At 73.9% G+C, this 20,990-nt stretch carries 19 protein-coding genes; 12 read left to right on the forward strand and 7 right to left on the reverse strand.

Features of this window, described 5'->3' with window-relative positions:
* Positions 1-185: 185 nt before the first annotated feature.
* Together ACH4TG_RS38920 and hisN are read right to left on the reverse strand one after the other, a co-directional pair.
* On the reverse strand, positions 186-578 hold the full coding sequence (locus ACH4TG_RS38920) for a cyclic nucleotide-binding/CBS domain-containing protein (RefSeq protein WP_398247697.1): 393 nt from the start codon (positions 576-578) through the stop codon (positions 186-188).
* 214 nt (positions 579-792) lie between these two features.
* Positions 793-1,590, reverse strand: coding sequence for a histidinol-phosphatase (gene hisN / locus ACH4TG_RS38925; protein WP_398247699.1), 798 nt, complete (start codon positions 1,588-1,590; stop codon positions 793-795).
* 239 nt (positions 1,591-1,829) lie between these two features.
* On the opposite strand from hisN, the gene ACH4TG_RS38930 reads away from it, so the two are divergent.
* Positions 1,830-2,384: a TetR/AcrR family transcriptional regulator gene (locus ACH4TG_RS38930; RefSeq protein WP_398247701.1), complete on the forward strand. Its 555-nt coding sequence runs from the start codon at positions 1,830-1,832 to the stop codon at positions 2,382-2,384.
* A 70-nt stretch (positions 2,385-2,454) separates the two neighbouring features.
* On the opposite strand, the gene ACH4TG_RS38935 is transcribed toward ACH4TG_RS38930, so the two are convergent.
* Positions 2,455-4,155: an ABC transporter family substrate-binding protein gene (locus ACH4TG_RS38935; RefSeq protein WP_398247702.1), complete on the reverse strand. Its 1,701-nt coding sequence runs from the start codon at positions 4,153-4,155 to the stop codon at positions 2,455-2,457.
* Between the two features lie 189 nt (positions 4,156-4,344).
* Here ACH4TG_RS38935 and ACH4TG_RS38940 point away from each other — a divergent pair, with 189 nt between their 5' ends.
* The 3 genes from ACH4TG_RS38940 to ACH4TG_RS38950 are packed head-to-tail and all read left to right on the forward strand — an operon-like array spanning position 4,345 to position 8,484.
* Positions 4,345-5,328 (forward strand): ABC transporter permease, encoded by a 984-nt coding sequence (locus tag ACH4TG_RS38940; RefSeq protein ID WP_398247704.1) that lies wholly within the window; start codon positions 4,345-4,347, stop codon positions 5,326-5,328.
* 16 nt (positions 5,329-5,344) lie between these two features.
* Positions 5,345-6,304: an ABC transporter permease gene (locus tag ACH4TG_RS38945; protein WP_398247706.1), complete on the forward strand. Its 960-nt coding sequence runs from the start codon at positions 5,345-5,347 to the stop codon at positions 6,302-6,304.
* Positions 6,301-8,484: a dipeptide ABC transporter ATP-binding protein gene (locus ACH4TG_RS38950; protein ID WP_398247708.1), complete on the forward strand. Its 2,184-nt coding sequence runs from the start codon at positions 6,301-6,303 to the stop codon at positions 8,482-8,484. Before ACH4TG_RS38945 ends, ACH4TG_RS38950 begins: the two co-directional genes overlap by 4 nt.
* A 717-nt stretch (positions 8,485-9,201) precedes the next feature.
* Here ACH4TG_RS38950 and ACH4TG_RS38955 read toward each other — a convergent pair.
* The 4 genes from ACH4TG_RS38955 to ACH4TG_RS38970 all read right to left on the reverse strand — a co-directional run bounded on the left by ACH4TG_RS38955 (position 9,202) and on the right by ACH4TG_RS38970 (position 12,875).
* A complete protein-coding gene (locus ACH4TG_RS38955; protein ID WP_398247710.1) occupies positions 9,202-9,525 on the reverse strand; it encodes a DMT family transporter in 324 nt (107 codons plus the stop codon).
* A gap of 153 nt (positions 9,526-9,678) precedes the next feature.
* Complete coding sequence (rsgA, locus tag ACH4TG_RS38960) at positions 9,679-10,680, reverse strand: ribosome small subunit-dependent GTPase A (protein ID WP_398247712.1); 1,002 nt, start codon at positions 10,678-10,680, stop codon at positions 9,679-9,681.
* A 3-nt stretch (positions 10,681-10,683) separates the two neighbouring features.
* Positions 10,684-12,060 carry a 3-phosphoshikimate 1-carboxyvinyltransferase gene (gene aroA, locus ACH4TG_RS38965; RefSeq protein ID WP_398247714.1) on the reverse strand — a complete coding sequence of 459 codons (1,377 nt, stop codon included), beginning with the start codon at positions 12,058-12,060 and terminating at the stop codon, positions 10,684-10,686.
* A gap of 101 nt (positions 12,061-12,161) precedes the next feature.
* Complete coding sequence (locus ACH4TG_RS38970) at positions 12,162-12,875, reverse strand: M50 family metallopeptidase (protein WP_398247716.1); 714 nt, start codon at positions 12,873-12,875, stop codon at positions 12,162-12,164.
* Positions 12,876-12,935: 60 nt separating this feature from the next.
* Between ACH4TG_RS38970 and ACH4TG_RS38975 the strand changes: the two genes are divergently transcribed.
* The 8 genes from ACH4TG_RS38975 (at position 12,936) to def (ending at position 20,853) form a co-directional block, all read left to right on the forward strand.
* Positions 12,936-13,751: an SOS response-associated peptidase gene (locus ACH4TG_RS38975; protein WP_398247718.1), complete on the forward strand. Its 816-nt coding sequence runs from the start codon at positions 12,936-12,938 to the stop codon at positions 13,749-13,751.
* The gene (locus tag ACH4TG_RS38980; protein ID WP_398247720.1) at positions 13,751-14,467 is read left to right on the forward strand and encodes an alpha/beta family hydrolase; all 717 of its coding nucleotides are present in this window, start codon (positions 13,751-13,753) and stop codon (positions 14,465-14,467) included. Before ACH4TG_RS38975 ends, ACH4TG_RS38980 begins: the two co-directional genes overlap by 1 nt.
* 345 nt (positions 14,468-14,812) lie before the next feature.
* Positions 14,813-15,481, forward strand: a complete 669-nt coding sequence (locus ACH4TG_RS38985; protein WP_398247722.1) for a sigma-70 family RNA polymerase sigma factor — start codon at positions 14,813-14,815, stop codon at positions 15,479-15,481.
* Entirely contained in the window at positions 15,478-15,786 is a 309-nt protein-coding gene (gene rsrA / locus ACH4TG_RS38990) for a mycothiol system anti-sigma-R factor (protein WP_398247724.1), read from the forward strand. Before ACH4TG_RS38985 ends, rsrA begins: the two co-directional genes overlap by 4 nt.
* A gap of 188 nt (positions 15,787-15,974) precedes the next feature.
* Positions 15,975-17,690, forward strand: a complete 1,716-nt coding sequence (locus ACH4TG_RS38995) for an HD-GYP domain-containing protein (protein ID WP_398247726.1) — start codon at positions 15,975-15,977, stop codon at positions 17,688-17,690.
* Positions 17,691-17,701: 11 nt separating this feature from the next.
* Positions 17,702-18,991, forward strand: coding sequence for an HD-GYP domain-containing protein (locus ACH4TG_RS39000; protein ID WP_398247728.1), 1,290 nt, complete (start codon positions 17,702-17,704; stop codon positions 18,989-18,991).
* A gap of 102 nt (positions 18,992-19,093) precedes the next feature.
* The gene (locus ACH4TG_RS39005; protein WP_398247736.1) at positions 19,094-20,098 is read left to right on the forward strand and encodes a tetratricopeptide repeat protein; all 1,005 of its coding nucleotides are present in this window, start codon (positions 19,094-19,096) and stop codon (positions 20,096-20,098) included.
* A 131-nt stretch (positions 20,099-20,229) separates the two neighbouring features.
* The gene (gene def / locus ACH4TG_RS39010) at positions 20,230-20,853 is read left to right on the forward strand and encodes a peptide deformylase (protein ID WP_398247730.1); all 624 of its coding nucleotides are present in this window, start codon (positions 20,230-20,232) and stop codon (positions 20,851-20,853) included.
* The last annotated feature ends 137 nt before the right edge of the window (positions 20,854-20,990 follow it).

Raw genomic sequence — 20,990 nt, forward strand, 5'->3', positions numbered from 1 at the left:
TAGACATTGTCTATCGTAGGATCGAGTTCACGGTCCCGGTCGATGACGACCGCGGGGCCGGTGACGGCAAGCGCGCAGGCCGCGGTCCATGGCCCTCCGCACCTGATGACCGCTTGACCGCTGAGGCCGATGGGGCCGGACGCCAAAGGGCTCCGGTCCCATCGCCGTCGAAGCGGGCGTGGCCGTCAGGCCGGGACCGCGGTGTGGGCCGTCGCCCAGCACGCGACGATGTCGCGCACGGACACCACGCCCACCGCCTCCTGGCCGTCGAGGACGATGAGGTGCCGGAATCCGCCGCGCAGCATGGCGGCCGCGGCCTCCTCCAGCGTCCACTGGGGTGCGGCGAAGACCACGTCGGTCGTGGTGTGGGCGTGGCTGGGTTCGTCGTCGGGGTCGAGCCCGGCGCCGATCGCGTTGAGCACGTCGCGTTCGGTCAGGATGCCGAGGCCGCAGGTGTCGGGGTCGAGGACGATGGCCGCGCCGACGCGGCGGGCGGACATCAGCTGGGCGGCCTGGCGGAGGGTGTGGGCGGGGCCGATGGTGAGGACCACCGTGGTCATCGCGTCGCGGACCAGCATGAAGGGGCACCTCCTTGGGGGTGAAGCCTTCCGTTGGGGGCGTGGCGCCGGCGCTCTGGAATCCCCGTGAATGTTTTCACAAATTCACAAACTCCGGCACCTTCATCGTCACACGCACTCCGGTGCCGGGCAAGGGGGCGTGCGGGAGCTCAACTCCCGCGCGCCGGTGGGGCGGTGGCGCCGGTGCTCCGTCAGGACGGTGCCCGGCGGGCGGTCAGGACGGCCTGAGGTACCCCAGCAGCTCGCCGTGCAGCAGCCCGTTGGAGGCCGCCGCGTTCCCGCCGTACGGTCCCGGCGTGCCGTCGAGCGAGGTGAACCGGCCGCCGGCCTCCCGCACGATCACGTCGTTGGCCGCCATGTCCCACAGGCTCAACTCGGGCTCCGCGCAGATGTCCACCGAGCCCTCGGCGACCATCATGTACGGCCAGAAGTCGCCGTAGCCGCGGGTCCGCCAGCAGTCGCGTGTCAGGTCCAGGAAGCCGTCGAGCCGGTTCTGCTCCTCCCAGCCGCTCAGCGAGGAGTACGCGAACGAGGCGTCGGCGAGCTTGCCGACGCGCGAGACGTGCAGCCGGGTCGCCGAGGACAGGCTGCGTCCGGTGTAGGCGCCGCCGCCCTTGGCCGCCCACCAGCGGCGGCCGAGCGCGGGCGCCGACACCACGCCGACGACGACCTCGTCGCCCTGCTCGCCGCGCACCGCGAGCGCGATGAGGGTGGCCCACACCGGCACGCCGCGCACATAGTTCTTGGTGCCGTCGATGGGGTCGACGATCCAGCGGCGGGCCCCGCCGCCGTCGCTGCCGAACTCCTCGCCCAGCACCGCGTCTCGCGGCCGCGCCCGGCTGAGCTGGCCGCGGATGACCTCCTCCGCGGCCTTGTCCGCCTCGGTGACCGGCGTCAGGTCGGGCTTCGTCTCGACCTTCAGGTCGAGGGCCTTGAAGCGGGCCATGGTCGCGGCGTCGGCGGCGTCGGCCAGCACATGGGCCAATCGGAGGTCGTCGTTGTAGTCGGCCATGAGCCGAACAGTAGCGATCCCGCCTGGCCGCGGCCATCGGCGGGCCCGGCCCCGGACACCGAAACCGCCGCGCGGCAGCGTCATCCGCCCGCGGCGCGCCGGGCGCGCCGACCCCCGCGGGCCGCCCGGCGGCGCACCGGCCGGACCGCGACGCGGAACCTTGACAGACCCCGCGGCCGCGTCAATTCTCTTCGCACCCCCGCGCCCGCGGCCACGGCGCGGTGGCCCGGGAGGCGACGATGCCGACAGCCAGGGACTCGCTCCTCGACGCCGCGTTCGCCGCGCTGGGCAGCGGCCCGTGGGCGGCGGTCCGGATGGTCGAGGTCGCGGCCGCCGCCGGGGTGTCCCGGCAGACCCTCTACAACGAGTTCCGCAGCAAGGACGGTCTGGCCAGGGCGCTCGCCCGGCGGGAGGCCGAGGCGTACCTGGCCGGCGTCGACCGGGCCCTGGATCTGGCCGGGCGGGACTGCGGCGACCCGGGGGAGTGCTTCGCGGCGGCCGCCGGCTGGACGCTGCGCAGCGCCCGCCGCAGCCCGCTGGTCCGCGCCGGGCTCACCGGCCCGCGCGCCCACCGCCCGCCGCTGCCCGACCTGGTGGGTGCGCTGCACTTACGGGCGGTCGACGCGCTGGAGGCCGGATTCCCGCAGCTGGGCCGGGACGGCGTCGCCTGGGCCTGCGAGGCCGCGATCCGGCTGACCCTCTCCTACGTCATCGCCCCCGCCCCGAGTGACGAGGACGCCTGCCTGCGGGTGGCCCAGCTGGTGCGCAGCCTGCTGGAGCGCCCCGCGGGCTGACGGCCGCGGCCACCCGGACCGGGGTGCGGCCCGCCGGTGACGGCGGGCCGCGACTGCCGTACGGGGGCGGCTACTTGGTCCAGCCCATGGTGTTGTAGGACCAGTCCGCGAGCCCCGAGGCGCCGAAGTTCGCCAGGCCCTTGCGGACCGCGAGGATCTGCGGGCGCTGGTACAGCTCGATCGAGTGCACCTGCTCCCAGAGCAGCGTGTCCGCCTGGTTGTACAGGGCGTTGGACCGCGCCTGGTCGGTGGTCTGCGCGGCCTGGTCCAGCAGCTGCTGGATCTGCGGGGTGGTGACGCGGCCGTAGTTGCCGTACACCTGCTGGCCCTTGGGGGCCTGGAAGGTGGAGTAGAGCAGCGTGTGGAAGATCGCGTCGACGTTGCGGAAGCTCACCAGGTCGAACGCGCCGGTGTTGACGTACTTCTCGAAGTAGTCGTTCGCCGGGACCTGCCGGATGCGGACGTCGACGCCGGCCTGGGCGAGCTGCGCCTGCACGAGCTGGGCCTGGTCGGTCGCCGAGGAGCTGGAGCCGGCGCTGAGCACGTAGTCCAGGGTGAGCTGCTTGCCGTCCTTGGTCCTGGCCTTCCCGGCGCCGTTGTCCTTCCAGCCGGCCTGGTCCAGCAGCTGCTTGGCGCCGGCCAGGTCGTACGTCCCCCAGCGCCCGCTGTTGTCGTGGTAGCCCAGCTGGTTGGGCATGAAGAAGTGGTTGCCCAGCGGCGAGACCGGGAACGGCAGGTCCTTGGAGAACGCCTCGACCAGGCCCTTGCGGTCGATCGCCAGGTCCACCGCCTGACGCACCCGCAGGTCCTGCAGCGGGCCCCGCGCGCCGTTGAAGGTGATGTGCACCTCGTCCCAGCGGGCGCCGTGCCGGATGTCCGTGCCGGGCGCACCGGACAGCCGCTTGTAGTCCTCGGGCTGGATCGCCGAGGTGTAGTCGATCTCCTTGTTGAGGTACGCGTCGGTCTGCGCGGAGGCGTCCAGCGCCCGGTAGATGATCGCGTCCAGCTTGGGCTTGGCTCCCCACCAGTTCGGGTCCGGCACGGTGGTGACCGTCTGCGCCGTCCTGTCGTACGAGCCGACCTTCCAGGAGTTGCCGGTGATCGGGATCTTCGCCAGCCAGCCCTTGTTGAACAGCTCGGGGGTGGCGATGGAGGGCGCGGGCAGCAGCGGGCGGAACAGCCGCTGCCAGTCGGCGTACGGGGTGCGGAAGGTGATCCGCGCCTCCTGGTCGTCCGCGCCGCGGGTGACCGACGCGATCTGGTCGTAGCCGCTGGTGTCCGCGACCAGGTAGCGGTCGTCCTTGCCGTTGAGCGCCTTCCACTGGGTGGCGAAGTCCTGCCAGCTCAGCTGCCTGCCGTCGGACCACTTCGCCTTGGGGTTGAGCCGGTAGGTGACGACCTGCGGGCTGGTGGAGGTCACCTTCGCCGAGACCAGGAAGTCCTTGTTGAGCACCGAGTCGCCCTGGGCGTCGAAGGTGAACAGGTTCGGCTCGACCTGCTGCACGATGCTCTGGCCGTCTCCTTGCGTGCCGTCGACCTGGTAGAAGTTCCACTGCGAGACCCACTGCTGGATCGCCATCTTCATCGTGCCGCCCTGCCGCACCTTGTCCGCGGGCTGCGCGTTGACCTCCTGCGAGCCCGCCGCCGGCGGCGCGGAACCGCGCTTCGGGGACGTCGAGTCGTGCGAACTGCTGCTGCACCCCGCCGCCGCGAGCACCGCCGCGAGGGCGACCGCGCATGCGGTCGCGGATCTGCCGAAGGTCCTTGGCATGAGCAACTCCTCCTGTCGTGCAGCAGTGTGCAGCCGGCACTCAGGTCCCAGCAGACCCAGAGTGGCCACACCGTAGACCGGCATGCGGACGGCGCGAATCGCTCTCCGGGATGTTGACATGGACTCTTCACAGTGCGGCAATGTGAGGACTCGAAGATCGGAAGGACCCCGACGGAGAGGACCGCCGACGTGCTGGCGTATCTGGCGAGAAGGCTGGGCTACTACGCGGCGCTGCTGCTGGTGGCGGTCTGCCTGTCGTACGCGCTGGCCGCCACCGCGCTGCAGCCGCGCGCCTACTTCGAGGCCCGGCAGCCGCCGCCGCGGCCCGCCGCCGTCAACGCGCAGCTGACCGAGCTCGGCATCAACGACCACACCCCGCTCGCCGAGCGCTTCGGGCACTGGGCCGGGCACGCCGTGCGCGGCGACCTCGGCCGCACCATCGACGACGCCTCCGTCAACGACGAGTTCGGCCGCCGGGTCGGGGTGAGCCTGCGGCTGCTGATCGTCGGCACCGTGCTCGGCACGGTGTTCGGGGTGCTCGCCGGCGCGTGGACCGCGGTCCGCCAGTACCGGCTCCCCGACCGGCTGGTGACCCTCGGCTCCTTCCTGCTGCTGTCCACCCCGGTGTTCCTGCTCGCCGTGCTGCTCAAGATCGGCGCGATCCGGCTGAACCAGGCCCTGGGCTCGGACGTCATCCAGTTCACCGGGGAGAAGACCCCCGGCCTGCAGGGCGGCCTCCTCGCGCACCTGAAGGACCGGGCGGTGCACCTGCTGCTGCCGAGCCTGTCCATCGGCCTGGTCACCGTCGCCCTCTACAGCCGCTACCAGCGCAACACCATGCTCGACGTGCTCGGCTCCGACTACCTGCGCACCGCGCGCGCCAAGGGCCTGACCCGGCGCAGGGCGCTGCTGCGGCACGGGCTGCGTACCGCGCTGATCCCGATGTCGACGTTCTTCTCCTACAACTTCCTCGCCCTGTTCACCGGCGCCATCTTCACCGAGGCGATCTTCGGCTGGCACGGCATGGGCGAGTGGCTGGTCGCCTCGATCGCCAAGGACGACGTCAACTCGGTCGTCGCGGTCAGCACGTTCGCCGCCGTCGTGGTCCTGCTGTCCGGGTTCCTCGCCGACCTCCTGCACGCCGCGCTCGATCCCCGTATCCGCCACTCCTGACAGGGCCCACCCACCCATGGCAACCGCACCCGAGGCCCTGCTCGCCGGGGCCGCAGACGACGGCACCCTCGTCGCGCCGCCCGGCCGCACCCGGGTGGTGCTGCGCCGCTTCGCCGCCCACCGCACCGCGGTCGCCGGGCTGGTCGTGGTGGTGCTGCTGTTCGTGCTCGCCTTCGCCGGCCCGCACCTGACCCGCTGGGGCTACAGCGACGTCGACTACACCGCCCTGCGGTCCGCGCCCTCGTCCCGGCACTGGTGGGGCACCAACAGGATCGGGCAGGACGTGTTCGCGCAGACCGTGCGCGGACTCCAGAAATCCCTGGTCATCGGGCTGCTGGTGGGCGTACTCGCGACCGGCGCGGCGGCCGCCGTCGGGGCCTGCGCCGGCTACTTCGGCGGCTGGACCGACCGGCTGCTGACCTTCACCACCGACCTGCTGCTGATCTTCCCCAGCTTCCTGATCATCTCGATCATCTCGCCCCGGCTGAAGGGCGGCGGCTGGCTGGTGTTCGCCTTCCTGCTCGCCCTGTTCGCCTGGATGGTCACCGCCCGGGTGGTTCGCTCCATGACGATCTCGCTGCGGGAGCGGGAGTTCGTCCGGGCCGCCCGCTACATGGGGGTGGGACCGGTGCGGATCATCGTCCGGCACGTGCTGCCGAACGTCGCCTCCTTCCTCATCATCGACGCCACCATCGCGGTCGGCTCCGCGGTGATGAGCGAGACCGCCCTGTCCTACTTCGGCTTCGGCGTGCAGCCGCCCGACGTCTCGCTCGGCACGCTCATCGCCGACGGGACCGGCGCGGCCGTGACCTACCCGTGGATGTTCTTCTTCGCCGCCGGGCTGCTCGTGGTGTTCGTGCTCGCGGTCAACCTCATCGGCGACGGGCTGCGGGACGCCCTCGACCCGACCTCCCGCGGCCCCGGCGGCGGACGGCGACGGCCGTCCCGGCGGGGCGCGAAGGCGGGTGCGCGGTGAGCGACCTCGTGCTCGAACTCCGCGGACTGACCGTCGACTTCCGCGGCACGCCCGCGGTGCGCGGCGTGGACCTGGCGCTGCGCCGCGGTGAAGTCCTGGGCCTGGTGGGCGAGTCCGGGTCGGGGAAGTCGGTGACCGCGCTGGCGGCCATGGGCCTGCTGCCGGACAGCGCCACCGTCGGCGGCTCCGTCCGGCTCGACGGCACCGAACTGGTCGGCGCCTCCGACACGGCGCTCTCCCGGCTGCGCGGCAACCGGATCGCCATGGTCTTCCAGGACCCGCTGACCGCGTTCACGCCCGTCTACCGGATCGGCGACCAGATCGTCGAGGCCCTCCGCACCCACCAGGACATGACCCGCGCCAAGGCCGCGCGGCGCGCCGTCGAACTCCTCGACCTGGTCGGCATCCCCGAACCGGCCGTGCGCGCCCAGGCGTTCCCGCACGAGTTCTCCGGCGGCATGCGGCAGCGCGCCATGATCGCGATGGCCGTCGCCAACGACCCCGACGTGCTGCTCGCCGACGAGCCCACCACCGCCCTCGACGTCACCATCCAGGCCCAGATCCTCGACGTGCTGCGCACCGCCCAGCGGGAGACCGGCGCGGCACTGCTCCTGGTCAGCCACGACCTCGGGGTCATCGCCGGCACCGCGGACCGGGTGGCGGTGATGTACGCCGGGCGGATCGTGGAGACCGCCGACGTGCGGACCCTGTTCGCCCGCCCCCGCATGCCCTACACCCTCGGCCTGATCGGCGCCGTCCCGCGCCTCGACGGCGGGCCCGGGGCGGACGGGTCCGCCCCCGGCGTGCTGGTGCCGATCCCCGGCAGCCCGCCCCTCCCGGACGCCCTGCCGCCCGGCTGCGCCTTCGCCCCGCGCTGCCCGCTGGCCGAGGACCGCTGCCGGGAGGCGGAGCCCGCCCTGCTGGACGTCGCCGCGGGCGCACCGGGCGGGGCCGAGCCGTCGCCGACGGCTGCGGGCGTGCGGACCGCGGACGTCGCCGGCGGCGCAACGGGCGGGGCCGAGCCCTCGCCGAGGTCGGCGGACCCTGCCGCGGGGGACCACCGGGCGGCGTGCGTGCGGACCGCGGACGTCGCCGGGCTCGGACCGCTGGACGTGTTCCCCGTGCCCGAGGCCGAACGCGCCGCCGCGCCGCGCGCCCAGGAACGGCCGGAGACCGCCGAGGTGCTGCGGGTCAGCGGGCTGGCGAAGACCTTCCCGCTGCTCAAGGGCGCCGTGTTCAAGCGCAGAGTGGGGTCCGTGCACGCCGTCGACGGCGTGGACCTGGACATCCGGCAGGGCGAAGTGCTGGGCCTGGTGGGCGAGTCGGGCTCGGGGAAGTCCACCACGCTCTTCGAGATCCTGGAACTGGCCGGCACCGAGCGCGGCAGCGTCGAACTGATGGGCCGTCCGGCGACCGGACTGACCCGCCGCGAGGCCCACGCCCTGCGCGCCCAGGTGCAGATCGTCTTCCAGGACCCGATGGCCAGTCTCGACCCGCGGCAACCCGTCGGCGACATCATCGCCGAGCCGCTGCGCGCCCAGCGCGCCGACCGCGACCGGATCGCCCGCCGCGTCCCCGAACTGCTGCGCCAGGTCGGCCTGGACCCCGCCCACGCCGCCCGCTTCCCGCACGAGTTCTCCGGCGGCCAGCGCCAGCGCATCGGCGTGGCCCGGGCCCTCGCGGTCGACCCGCGCCTGCTGGTGCTCGACGAACCGGTGTCCGCCCTGGACGTGTCCGTGCAGGCCGGTGTGCTCAACCTGCTGCTGCGGCTGCGCGCCGAACTCGGCCTGTCCTACCTGTTCGTCTCCCACGACCTGTCCGTGGTGCGGCACATCGCCGACCGGGTCAGCGTGATGTACCTCGGCAGGACCGTCGAGGCCGGCGCCGTCGCCGAGGTCTTCGCCCGGCCGCGCCACCCCTACACCCAGGCGCTGCTCTCCGCGGTGCCGCTGCCCGACCCCGTACGCGAGCGCCGCCGCACCCGCATCCTCCTCGCCGGCGACCCGCCCGGCCCCACCGAACGCGCCACCGGCTGCCGCTTCCGCACCCGCTGCCCGGTCTTCGCCACCCTCGACCCCACCAGCCGCACCCGCTGCACCACCGAACCCCCTCTCCTCACCCCCCACGCCCCGGACCACGTCGCGGCCTGCCACTTTCCGGTGGTGAGGGAGGTGGTGTGAGGGGGAGGGGGGTGAAGGTGATCGGTGCGGGTAGCTCGCAAGGTGGACGGATCGGCTGAACGTGATCGGTGCGGGTAGCTCGCAAGGTGGACGGATCGGCTGAACGTGATCGGTGCGGGTAGCTCGCAAGGTGAACGTTCCGGCTGAACGTGATCGGTGCGGGTAGCTCGAAAAGTGAACGTCCTGGCCCTTTTTTGCCGGCCTCTCGCCGCCGGGCCCTTAGACCCGGTGTCTGCCGGTCGATCGTGCTCGCTCGCTCCTTCGTCGCTCACTGCGCGCGTTCTCCCTCTAGACACCGGCGGGCCCTTTGGCTCGATGCCTACACGGGGCAGCCGGGGGAATTGGTGCGGGCCTATGGGGTACCCCAGACAGCTGGTCCAGGGTGACCCTGACAGCGAACCCTGGGGGCGTTCTGCATGTGCGGCCTCACCCGTTTTTGTAGCGCCCGAGCCGAAGGGCCCGCCGGTGTCTAGAGGGAGAACGCGCGCAGCCCCGTGAGGAACGAGCGGGCCGAGCACGATCGACCGGCAGACACCGGATCTAAGGGCCCGGAGGCGAGGGCGCGGCAATAAGGGCCAGGACGTCCACTTTTCGAGCTAGGGCAACCGATCACCTTCAGCCGATCCGTTCACGTTGCGAGCTACCCGCACCGATCACCTTCACCCGATCCGTTCACCCCGCGGGCTACCCCCACCCTGACGCGCGCCGGCAAAAATATCAGTGCGACGACCCCGAGATCTGCAGCCCGATCACTCCCAGGATCACCAGTGAGATCGAGGCGAGTTTGAGGGCGGAGACGAGGTCGCCGAGGAAGGCCATGCCGTAGATGGCGGTGCCGGCCGCGCCGATGCCGGTCCAGACGGCGTAGGCCGGGCCGACGTCGAGCTTCTTCAGGGAGAGGGTGAGGAGGCCGAAGGAGCCGAGGGCGAAGAGGGCGAAGGCGACGGTCGGCCAGAGGCGGGTGAAGCCGTGCGACAGCTTGAGGCACACGGCGAACCCGGTTTCGAAGAGCCCCGCGACCACCACGAGGAGCCAGGCCATCGCTTGCCTCCGTTCTGCGCGGGCCGCCGTCCGCAGCCCGCTCGCTGCGCCGTACCGCACGGCGTCCGGCACGCCGTGCGCTGTCGATCATCACACAGCATGCCCGGTGCGTGTGACCGCCTTGGCGCACTCGCCGCCAGTCGGGCGGTCCGCTCAGTCGCCCTCGCGCCGCTCCCTGGTCGCCAGCAGCCGCCGCAGGGAGTCGAGCCGGGCCGGTTCGGCGTGGCCGGCGGCGACCCAGTCGTCCAGCGCGCAGTCGGGCTCGTCGTGCGAGCAGGCCCGCGGGCAGTCGGCGGTGCCGGGCTCCAGGTCGGGGAAGGCGTGGATGACGCGCGACGGGTCGATGTGGGCCAGGCCGAAGGACCGCACGCCCGGGGTGTCGATCACCCAGCCCGCGTCGCCGGGCAGCGGCAGCGCGAGCGCGGACGTGGTGGTGTGCCGGCCGCGCCCGGTGACCGCGTTCACCCGGCCGGTGCTGCGCTGACGTTCGACCAGCGCGTTGACCAGCGTGGTCTTGCCCACACCGCTGTGCCCGACGAAGGCCGTCACGCGCCCGGCCAGCCGCTGCCGGATCTGGTCCACCCCGCCGGTCAGGAAGTCGTCCCGGTTGGTCACCACGTAGTCCAGGTCCAGCGCGCCGTAGGTCTCCAGCAGCGGCTCGGCCGGGGCCAGGTCGGACTTGGTGAGCACCAGCAGCGGTTGGAGCCCGGCGTCGTAGGCGGCGACGAGGCAGCGGTCGATCATCCGGGGGCGCGGCTCGGGGTCGGCGAGCGCGGTGACGATCGCCAGCTGGTCGGCGTTCGCCACCACCACCCGCTCGTACGGGTCGGTGTCGTCGGCGGTGCGCCGCAGCACCGAGGAGCGCTCCTCGACCCGGACTATCCGCGCCAGGGTGTCCTTGACGCCGGACAGGTCGCCGACGACGGCCACCCGGTCGCCGACCACCGCGGACTTGCGGCCGAGTTCCCGTGCCTTCATCGCCACGATCTCGACGTCGTCGACGAGGACGGTGAGCCGGCCGCGGTCGACGGTGAGCACCATGCCCTCGGCGGCGTCCTCGTGCTTGGGGCGGATGCTGGTCCGCGGGCGGTTCCCCTTGCGGTTGGGGCGGACGCGGATGTCGTCCTCGTCGGGGTTCTTGCCGTAGCGCCGCACTGCTCAGCCCTGCCCCTGGGCCTTGGCCTGCGCGGGCCCGGCGGTGGCCGGCCGGCCGGCGGCGGCCGGGGCGCCGAGCATCGCGGTCCACAGGTCGGGGAAGTCCGGCAGGGTCTTGCCGGTGGTGGCCACGTTCTCCACGCCGACACCCTCGACGGCCAGGCCGAGCACCGCGGCGGCCGTCGCCAGCCGGTGGTCCTCGTAGGTGTGGAAGACCCCGCCGTGCAGTGGCCGCGGGCGGATCCGCAGGCCGTCCTCGGTCTCGGTGACGTCGCCGCCCAGGCCGTTGATCTCGCGGGCGAGCGCGGCCAGCCGGTCCGTCTCGTGCATCCGCAGATGGGCGATGCCGCTCAGTTCGGACGGGCCGTCGGCAAGCGCGGCCACCGCCGCGATCACCGGGGCGAGTTCGCCGACGTCGTGCAGGTCGGCGGTCAGGCCCTGCACGCGCCCGCCGCCGCGGAGCGTCAGGCCGGCGTCGGTCAGCTCGCACGAGCCGCCCATCCGGGTGAAAAGTTCGCGCAGGCTGTCGCCCGGCTGGGTGGTGTACCGCGGCCAGCCGGGGATCGTCACCCGGCCGCCGGTGACCAGCGCGGCGGCCAGGAAGGGCGCGGCGTTGGACAGGTCAGGCTCCACGGTCAGGTCGCGGCCGAGCAGCGCGCTGGGCGCCACCCGCCACACGTTGCGGGCCCCGCCGTCCTGCGGGGTGTCCACCTTCGCGCCCGCCTTCCGTAGCATGTCCACGGTCATGCGGATGTGCGGCAGCGAGGGCAGGGTGCGGCCGGTGTGGCGCAGTTCCAGGCCCTTGTTGAAGCGCGGGCCGGACAGCAGCAGGGCGCTGACGAACTGCGACGACGCCGACGCGTCGACGTCGACCGCGCCGCCGGCCAGCGATCCCGCGCCGTGCACGGTCATCGGCAGCGAGCCGCGCCCCTCGTCGTCGATCCGGGCGCCGAGCACCCGCAGCGCGTCGATCACGCCGTGCAGCGGCCGCTCGTACGCCCGCGCGTCGCCCTCGAACCGAACGGGGCCGTCGGCCAGCGCGGCGACGGGCGGCAGGAAGCGCATCACGGTGCCCGCGTTGCCGACGTCCACCCGGGTCGGGCCGTGCAGGCCGGCCGGGATGATCCGCCACGCCTCGCCGCCGTCCGGGTTGACCATCTCGTCGATCTGCACGCCCATCGCGCGCAGCGCCTCGGCCATCAGCACGGTGTCGCGGCTGCGCAGCGGGCGGCGCACCCAGCCGGGTTCGGTGGAGTGGGCGGCCAGCACCAGGGCGCGGTTGGTCACCGACTTGGAGCCGGGTACCTGGACGAGGGCGTCCACGGCCCCGGCCGCTGCCGGGGCCGGCCACACGTCGGTCTGCGCGGTGCTGTCCGTCATGGTCAGCAAGCGTAGTGGCTCGGGTACGGGGAGATAAGTCGGCGAATCCGCCGAAACCCGCTGGAAACAGGAAGGTGCTAGGCCCGGACCCGACCCGCGGGTCAGCGACCCAGCAGCCAGCGGGCGCCGCCGACCAGGGAGCAGAGCGCGACGGCGTAGAAGAAGAGCAGCCACAGGGCGGCCGGGGTGTGGGTGAGGCGGGCGAGCTGGTCGGCGTCGGAGGTGCCGCTGCGGTCGCGGCGCCTGGTGCGCTGCAGCTCGGCGACCGGGCGGGCACCGCCGACCAGCAGGAACCACACCACCAGGTAGGCGAACGCCGCCTGCACCTGGGCCTTGGTCAGCCACGAGACCAGCAGGAACAGCGCGCAGGCGGTCACCACGGTGAGGGCGCCGTAGGCGTTGCGGATCATCACGAGCATGACCAGGAGCAGGGCGGTGGCGCCCCACAGCAGCGCGGTGATGTGCCCGGCGGCCAGCAGCGCCGCACCGGCCAGCCCCAGCAGCGGCGGCGCGGTGTACCCGGCGGCCGCGGTGAGCACCATGCCCAGGCCGTGCGGCTTGCCCCGCGAGACGGTCAGCCCCGAGGTGTCGGAGTGCAGGCGTATGCCGTCCAGCCGCCGGCCGGACAGCAGCGCGAGCAGGCCGTGGCCGCCCTCGTGCGCGATCGTCACCGCGTTCCTGGTGACGTGCCACAGCCCGCGCATCAGCACGGCGGCCAGCGCCACCAGGGCGGTCGCCCCCACCAGCCAGCGCGAAGGGTCGGGCTGGGTTCCGGTCAGCCGGTGCCACATCTCGGTGATGCTCGCGACGTTCATCGGGCGATCAATCCTTCGCGTGTTGCTTTCTGGGGCCGTGGTCGTGGCAGTGTTGCAGCTATGTGTGGCAGGTATGCAGCGAGCCGGAAACCCGAGGACCTCACGGGAATCTTCGAGGTCCAGAAGTGGGAGCCCACCGAGACGCTCGCGCCGGACTACAACGTGGCGCCGACGAAAGACGTCTACGTCGTACTTGACCGTCCGGTGCGGGACTCCGGTTCCCCGGATCCGGTACGGCAGCTGCGTGTGCTGCGCTGGGGGCTCGTCCCGTCGTGGGCCAAGACGCCCGAGGGCGGGGCGCGGCTGATCAACGCGCGCGCCGAGACGGTCGCGGAGAAGCCGTCGTTCCGGCGCGCGCTGGCGGCCCGGCGCTGCCTGATACCCGCCGACGGCTATTTCGAGTGGGTCACCGGCACGCAGGAGCGGCAGCTGGAGGAGGAGGGCAGGCGGAAGCGGCCCCGCAAGCAGCCGTACTTCGTGACCCCGGCGGACGGCTCGGTGTTCGCGATGGCCGGGCTGTACGAGTTCTGGCGCGACCGCACCCTGCCCGACGACCACCCGCGGGCCTGGTGGACCACCTGCACGGTGGTGACCACCGCCGCGGAGACCGCCGACCTGGCCGGCTACGAGGGCCGCGGCCCCCGCTCGCTGTCCGAGATCCACCCGCGGATGCCGGTGATGATGACCCCGGACCGGTGGGACGCCTGGCTCAACCCCGCGACCACCGACCCCGACGACCTCTCCGGCCTGCTGGCGCCCCCGCCGACCGGTCTGCTGCGCGCGTACCCCGTCGGCACCGCGGTCAGCAACGTGCAGAACAACGGCCCCGAACTCGTCACCGAACTCGCGGCCCCCGAGGAGGAGACGCTCTTCTGATGCCGCAGCCCGCACAGCCCAAGCAGCCCGCACGGCCCGGGAAGCCCCGGCAGCCGGCGGCCGGGACGGTGGAGACGGTCGAGACCCCCGCCGGGCCGGCCCGGATCACCTGGCACGGCCCGCCGAGGAAGGCCGCCGCGCGCTGCGTGCTGGCGCTCGGGCACGGCGCGGGGGGCGGCATCGAGGCCCGTGACCTGGCGGCGCTGGCCGCCGCGCTGCCGCCCCGCGGCGTGATCGTGGCCCTGGTGGAGCAGCCGTGGCGGGTGGCCGGCCGTAAGCTCGCGCCGGCGCCGAAGACCCTGGACGCCGGGTGGACCGCGCTGTGGCCGGCGCTGGCCGCGCCCGGGCTGCCGGTGGTGGCCGGCGGGCGCAGCGCGGGCGCGCGGGTGGCCTGCCGGACGGCGCGGGAGCTGGGCGCCGCGGCGGTGCTGGCGCTGTCCTTCCCGCTGCACCCGCCGGGCAAGCCGGAGAAGTCCCGGGCCGAGGAGCTGACCGCGGCGGCCGGCGCGCTGCCGCTGCTGGGCGTGCAGGGCGGCAACGACACCTTCGGGCGCCCGGCGGAGTTCCCGCGCGGCCATGTCCCGACGGAGGTGCCGTACGGCGACCACGGCTTCGCCGTCCCCAAGCGGGCGCCGCTCACCCAGGACGAGGCGCTGCGGATCCTCACCGGCGCCGTCGGCGACTGGCTGGCCGGCCTGGGGCTCGCCACGGCCTGAAACCGGCCGGGGACGCACCGTCCCCGCGGCGCTCCGCCGCGGGGAGGCCCGGCATTCTCGTCCTCGGGAATGACGACATCACAGCACGCGTTGTGACAGGCGACAGACGGAAACAGCTTCCCGGAGCTTGGCGAGAAAGGCAGCCGCATGGTTTCAGCCGCATGCCGGCCACGTGCAGAGGCGGATGTCGCCGGTGCACAGGCGGCCGCCGCCGCACCGTTTCTGGAGTGGACCGAGTGGTCCACGACCAAGGACGGCAAGGGCGGAACCGGCACGCCCATCCCTCGTGCAATATCCTCCCAGACGAGCGTGTCCGCGCGTGGACACGTAAGCGTCACTGAGGAGGTGGGTCCGGTCACCGGCACCGACGACAGCACGGCGAGTAACGCGGGTGCGTCCGGCACGGGAGAGGCACAGGAGAGCGTCGCGGAGCGCACGGCGCGCTTCGAGCGGGACGCCATGGGCTTCCTCGACCAGATGTACTCGGCCGCGCTGCGGATGACCCGCAATCCGGCCGACGCCGAGGACCTGGTGCAGGAGACGTACGCGAAGGCGTACGCGTCGTTCCACCAGTTCCGCGAGGGCACCAACCTGAAGGCCTGGCTGTACCGCATTCTCACCAACAGCTTCATCAACTCCTACCGCAAGAAGCAGCGCGAGCCGCTGCGCAGCGGCGCGGAGGACATCGAGGACTGGCAGCTGGCACGAGCCGAGTCGCACATGTCGACCGGTCTGCGGTCGGCGGAGTCGCAGGCGCTCGACCACCTGCCCGACTCCGACGTCAAGGCGGCCCTGCAGGCCATCCCCGAGGAGTTCCGCATCGCGGTCTACCTGGCGGACGTCGAGGGCTTTGCCTACAAGGAGATCGCGGACATCATGGGAACACCCATCGGCACCGTGATGTCGCGGCTGCACCGCGGACGGCGTCAGTTGCGTGAGCTGCTCGAGGACTACGCGCGCGAGCGCGGGCTCGTTCCGGCAGGCGCGGTGGAGGAGAAGGGCGCGGATTCATGAGCTGCGGCAACGCACATGAGACGGACTGCTCCGAGGTGCTCGACCACCTCTACGAGTACCTCGACGACGAGATGTCCGAGGAAGCCTGCGCCAAGTTCAGGCAGCACTTCGACGAGTGCCATCCGTGCCTGGAGAAGTACGGGCTCGAACAGGCCGTGAAGAAGCTGGTCAAACGCTGCTGCGGCTCCGACGACGTCCCGACCGATCTGCGGTCGAAGGTCATGATGCGGCTCGAGATGATCCGCTCCGGCGAGGCGGTGCCCGAGCCGGAGGCGTTCACCCCGACCGAGGCCCCCTCGGCCTGACACCGGCCGGCCTCCCGGCCGCGCGGCCTCCCGAACACCCCGGTCACCCGTGCGGGTGAGCGAGGGCGACGCGGGCTCTTCCACGGCGGGCGCGGCCCTATCCTCCTGAGTCTCTGACGGGCTCGGCGGGGGACAGGGCCGCGCCCGCCGTGCATGTCGAGGAGCCCGAGGGGAGGCCGCTCGTGCGGATGGTGCCCACTGCGCCCGGGGCGGCGGTGCCGGCTGCCTCCGGCACGTCCGGTGATCCCGGTGACGCGTCCGGCGACGCCTCGGGCGAGCCCGGTCCGCCCGGCGGCGCGTCCGGTACCGCCGAAAGGCCCGGCGCGTCCGATGCCACCGGCTCCACCGGCCCGTCCGGCGCGTCCGGCTCCACCGGCCCGTCCGGCGCGTCCGGTGCCACCGGCTCCACCGGCCCGTCCGGCGGGTCCGGCTCCACCGACCCGTCCGGTCCGCCGCGTGCTCCCGCCGTGGCCGGTGCTGCGGGTGCGGCTCCCCGTCCGCCCGCCGCGGCCCGCCGTGCGCTGCCGCGTGAGGCCCGTGTCACCGTCGGCGCGGTGTGCGCCGCGGGGGTGCTGTGCGCGGCGCCCGCGCCGGTCGCCGGCGTCCCGTGGGGCACCGTGGTCGTCCTCGCGGTCCTGTACGCGCTGTGCGAGCCGGGCGTGCTGCCCGGTGAACGGCATCCGCCGTCGGCCGTCGGACCGTTCCTGCCCGTGCTGCTGGCCGGCGCACTGCTGCTGCCGCCCGCCGCGGCCGCGCTGGTCGCCGTGCCCGGGTCGCTGGCCGGGCACCCCGTGCCGTGGGTGCGGCGCTGCTGGCGGGCCGCCCACCTGGCGGTCGCCGCGTGGACCGCGTCGCTGGCCGCCCGGCTGCTCGACGGGCCCGCCGCGCTGCGGGCCGGCGACCTGCCGTACGCGCTGCTGCCCGCGGCCGTCGCCGCCCTCGTCTTCTGCGTCACCGCCACCGCGCTCACCGGCGCGGTCCTGGTCACCGCGGAGCACTGCCCGCCCGCCGCGGCCTGGGGCGAGCCGCTGCTCGGCGCGCTGGGCCCGCACCTGACGTACGGCGTGGTCGGCCTGACCACGGCGCTGCTGTGGCTGCGCGGCTACGGGGTCTTCGCGGCGGTGCTGGTGCCGCTGCCGATGTACGTGGCGTGCTGGGTGTTCGCCCGCGCCCGGCGGGTGCGGGACGCGCACGAGGCGACCGTGCGGGCGCTGGTGCACGCGGTCGACCTCAAGGACCCGTACACGCGCGGCCACAGCGAGCGGGTCGGCCGGGCGTCGGCGCTGATCGCCGGCGAGCTGGGCATGGACGCCGACCGGGTGGACGCGCTGCGGCTGGCCGGCATCCTGCACGACATCGGCAAGCTGGGCGTGCCCACCCGGGTGCTGCGCAAGAGCGGCCCGCTGGACGCCGAGGAGCGCCGGCTGATCCAGCTGCACCCCGAGTACGGCCACGAGATGACCCGCGGCCTGGCCTTCCTCGACGACGCCAGAGCGGCGATCCTGCACCACCACGAGCGCCTCGACGGCTCCGGCTACCCGCACGGCCTGTCCGGAGCCCGGATCCCCGAGTCCGCCCGCGTGGTGGCCGTCGCCGACGCCTTCGACGCCATGACGTCCACCCGCTCCTACCGCCCCGCCCGCCCGGTCGCCTCCGCTCTCGCCGAACTCGACCGCTGCGCCGGCACCCACTTCGATCCCCCCATGGTCGCCGCCCTCATCCGGGCCCTCACCGCCACCACGTCCACCGCCACCACGTCCACCGCCAGCACGTCCACCGCCACGCTCGCCCCCGCGCCCGCCCCGGCCGTGGTGCCGCAGGCGCCCGCGGGCGCCGCCCGTGCGGCGGGGGCGACGGTCGTGGGGGAGGGGGTGCTGGTGGCGGCGGGGGTGGTGGGGGCGTGAGAGGGGACGCGGTGGGGTGGGCAGTGGCCGCGGCCGGCGGGGGTCTGGTGCTGTGGGGGGCGGGATGGGCCGCGTACGCGGGGCTGCGCGAGCCGGGCGCGGCGCTGGCGTTCGGCGGCGTGGTCCTGCTCGGAGAGCTGCTGCGGGTGCCGGCCGGCACCGACCGGGAGGGCGCGCCGCTGGCCACCGCCGGCGGGCTGGGCTACGCGCTGCTGGGCCCGTCGGTCGCCGGCGTGGCCCAGGCGGTCGCCGTGGTGGCCGCGGCCACCGGGCTGGCCGTGCTCGCCGCGGGCGCGAGCGGCCGGCGCGCGGTGCGCACCCGGCGTGCGCGGCACGGGCGGCACGCCCAGGCCACCGGGCCGCCGCGCGGTGAGGCGGCGGCCCGCCGCGTCCTGATCGTCGCCTTCGCCGCGGTCTGCTGCCAACCGCTGGGCGATGAGGACGTGTTGAGCGGGACGGCCGGCGCGCCGCGGGCCGCGTTCCTGGTCGCGGTGCTCGGCGCGACCGCGCTGTGGGACGCGGTGCTGGTGGCGGCACCGGCCGCCGCGAGGGGCGGCCGGCCGTTCGTGCCGGGGCTGCGCGACGAGGTCAGGGGCCTGACCGGGATCGGCTCCGCGGTGTGCGCGGGCGGCGTGGTGATGGCGCTGGCCGTCCGCAGCGCGGGCCTGTGGGCGGTCCCCCTGGTGGCCCTGCCGCTGCTGCTCACGCAGGCGTCGCTGCGCGGCCACGCCGCCGTGCGGGCCACCTACCGGCAGACGGTCGCCACCCTGGCCCGCGCCACCGAGGTCGCCGGGTACACGCCCCGCGGCCATGCGCGCCGGGTGAGCGAACTGTCCGTCGCCGTCGGCCGGGAGCTGGGCCTGCCGGCCCGGCAGCTGCGGCTGCTGGAGCACGCCGCGCTGATGCACGACATCGGCCAGCTCTCGCTCGTCGACCCGGTGCCGGGCGGGGCCACCGAGCCGCTGGACGGCGAGCGCCGCCAGGCCATCGCCGCGCTGGGCGGCGAGGTCGTACGCCGAACGGGTGCCCCCGCGGAGGTCGCGCTGATCGTCGAGCGCCAGGCCCACCCGTACCGGGAGCAGCCGCTGGCCGGCCGCATCGTTCGGGCGGTCAACGCGTACGAGGACCTGACGGGTGAGGCGGCCGCGCTGGAGGGCCGCCTGGCGGCCGTCGAGCGGCTGCGGCTGGCCACTGGGCACGAGTACGACCCGCGGGTCGTCGAGGCTCTCACCAGGGTCCTCGCACGGCACTCCACCAGGGCATGGTTGGATGCCGGTGAGGATGGCAAGGAGGTCGGGTGAAGCCCGTCCTCACCTGCCTGGGACGGTCGGGCTGAGACAACGACCAAAGTGTGCAAGGTTGGTGTCGTACGGGGAAGGCACGGGGGGAGGCGGGAAGCAGTGTTGAAGATCTTCGGAAGAGTGCGGCACCGGCCGTCGCCCACGTGGCGCCAGGCCACAGACCGGGCGTTCTCGCTGATCGACGACGGCCGCTACGAGGACGCGGGCGCGCTGCTGACGCGTGCCGCCGATCTGGAGCCGTGGCTCTCCGAGTCCTGGTACAACCTCGCCCTGCTGCACAAGTTCCGGCACGACTGGGCGCAGGCGCGCATCGCCGGCCTGCGGGCCGTGGCGCTGCTGGACCGTCCGGTCGGCGCTCCCGACTGGTGGAACCTGGGCATCGCCGCCACCGCCCTGCAGGACTGGCCGCTGGCGCGCCGCGCCTGGCAGGCGTACGGGCTGCGGGTGCCGTCCGGCACCGCCGAGCGCAGTGGCGAGGAGTCGGCGCGGATGCCGCTGGGCAGCGCCGCCGTGCGGCTGTCGCCGGAAGGCGAGGCCGAGGTGGTGTGGGGCCGCAGGCTCGACCCGGCCCGCATCGAGGTGCTGTCCATCCCGCTGCCCTCCTCGGGCCGCCGCTGGGGCGAGGTCGTGCTGCACGACGGCGTGCCGCACGGCGAGCGGGCCACCACGGACGCGCCCGGCGGCGCGGTGTACCCCGTGTTCGACGAGATCGAGCTGTGGGCGCCGTCACCGGTGCCGACCTGGCTGGTGCTGCTGGAGGCCGCCACCGAGGCCGACCGGGACGCCTTGGAGCGGCTGGCCGCCGAGGCCGGGTACGCCGCGGAGGACTGGTCGTCCTCGGTGCGGCTGCTGTGCCGGACCTGCTCCGAGAGCCGTATGCCCACCGACGACGGTTCCGCGGTCACCCGCGACCCGCACGACCACGGCGAGCCCGGCCACCCGGGCCACCTCAGCCATCTGAGCCGCGGCAGCGAAGGGGTGCGCTGGACCCCGGAGCGCGAGTGCGGCATCGCCGCCCCCGCCGGCCTGGTCCGCGGCCTGCTCGACGGCTGGGTCGCCGACAGCCCCGGCACCCGCGACTGGCGGGACCTCGAAGAGGTCTGCTGAAGCTCGCAGCTCTTTGTGCGCTCGGTTCGCCTCCGGGCGCTCACGCCCACTCGCCGGGTGGCACGGGGGCTTGCCGGGCACCGTAAGGTGGGAAGGATCGATTTCAGGTTCCGGGAAGGCGTACGGCGGAGATGTCCCAGCAGCAGACTGAGAACGACCAGGAGTTCCTCGACGACGTGACGGATGCCGAGGCGCGCGAGCAGGCCCACCGCGAGCGCGGCACGGCCCGCCCGATCACCGTGGTCGGCAACCCGGTGCTGCACCGGGAGTGCGAGGACGTCACCGTCTTCGACGACACGCTGGCCGCCCTGGTCGACGACATGTTCGCCTCGCAGCGCGCGGCCGAGGGCGTGGGCCTGGCCGCCAACCAGATCGGCGTGGACCTGAAGGTCTTCGTGTACGACTGCCCCGACGACGACAACGACCGGCACGTGGGCGCGATCTGCAACCCGGTGCTGGAGGAACTCCCGGCGGACAAGCGGCGGTTGGACGACTCCAACGAGGGCTGCCTGTCGGTGCCCGGCGCCTACATGGAGCTGGCCCGCCCCGACTACGCGGTGGTCCGCGGCCAGGACCTCGACGGCAACCCGGTGCGGGTGCACGGCACCGGCTACTTCGCCCGCTGCCTGCAGCACGAGACCGACCACCTCTACGGCCGGCTCTACATCGACCGGCTGTCCAAGCGGGACCGCAAGGACGTGATGCGGCAGATGGCCGAGGCCACGCCGAAGTTCGAGACCGTCCCCAACGACTGAGCGGCCGCGGGGGGGGGCCGGCCCCCGCCGGGCCCCCCCCGGGCCCCCGCCGCGCGCGGGGGCGAAACGAAGGGGGCGAGGCGGCCCGCCCCCCCCCACGCGCCCCGGCAGGGGGGGGGGCGCGGCCCGGAGAAAAT

Source organism: Streptomyces sp. NPDC020917, assembly GCF_044333795.1.
Classification (GTDB): domain Bacteria; phylum Actinomycetota; class Actinomycetes; order Streptomycetales; family Streptomycetaceae; genus Actinacidiphila.

What these genes read in the sequence shown, in the direction of transcription:
- ACH4TG_RS38920 (WP_398247697.1), bottom strand. Translation starts at nt 578, where the DNA reads ATGCTGGTCCGCGACGCGATGACCACGGTGGTCCTCACCATCGGCCCC.
- hisN (WP_398247699.1), bottom strand. Translation starts at nt 1,590, where the DNA reads ATGGCCGACTACAACGACGACCTCCGATTGGCCCATGTGCTGGCCGAC.
- ACH4TG_RS38930 (WP_398247701.1), top strand. Translation starts at nt 1,830, where the DNA reads ATGCCGACAGCCAGGGACTCGCTCCTCGACGCCGCGTTCGCCGCGCTG.
- ACH4TG_RS38935 (WP_398247702.1), bottom strand. Translation starts at nt 4,155, where the DNA reads ATGCCAAGGACCTTCGGCAGATCCGCGACCGCATGCGCGGTCGCCCTC.
- ACH4TG_RS38945 (WP_398247706.1), top strand. Translation starts at nt 5,345, where the DNA reads ATGGCAACCGCACCCGAGGCCCTGCTCGCCGGGGCCGCAGACGACGGC.
- ACH4TG_RS38955 (WP_398247710.1), bottom strand. Translation starts at nt 9,525, where the DNA reads ATGGCCTGGCTCCTCGTGGTGGTCGCGGGGCTCTTCGAAACCGGGTTC.
- aroA (WP_398247714.1), bottom strand. Translation starts at nt 12,060, where the DNA reads ATGACGGACAGCACCGCGCAGACCGACGTGTGGCCGGCCCCGGCAGCG.
- ACH4TG_RS38970 (WP_398247716.1), bottom strand. Translation starts at nt 12,875, where the DNA reads ATGAACGTCGCGAGCATCACCGAGATGTGGCACCGGCTGACCGGAACC.
- ACH4TG_RS38975 (WP_398247718.1), top strand. Translation starts at nt 12,936, where the DNA reads ATGTGTGGCAGGTATGCAGCGAGCCGGAAACCCGAGGACCTCACGGGA.
- ACH4TG_RS38980 (WP_398247720.1), top strand. Translation starts at nt 13,751, where the DNA reads ATGCCGCAGCCCGCACAGCCCAAGCAGCCCGCACGGCCCGGGAAGCCC.
- rsrA (WP_398247724.1), top strand. Translation starts at nt 15,478, where the DNA reads ATGAGCTGCGGCAACGCACATGAGACGGACTGCTCCGAGGTGCTCGAC.
- ACH4TG_RS38995 (WP_398247726.1), top strand. Translation starts at nt 15,975, where the DNA reads ATGGTGCCCACTGCGCCCGGGGCGGCGGTGCCGGCTGCCTCCGGCACG.
- def (WP_398247730.1), top strand. Translation starts at nt 20,230, where the DNA reads ATGTCCCAGCAGCAGACTGAGAACGACCAGGAGTTCCTCGACGACGTG.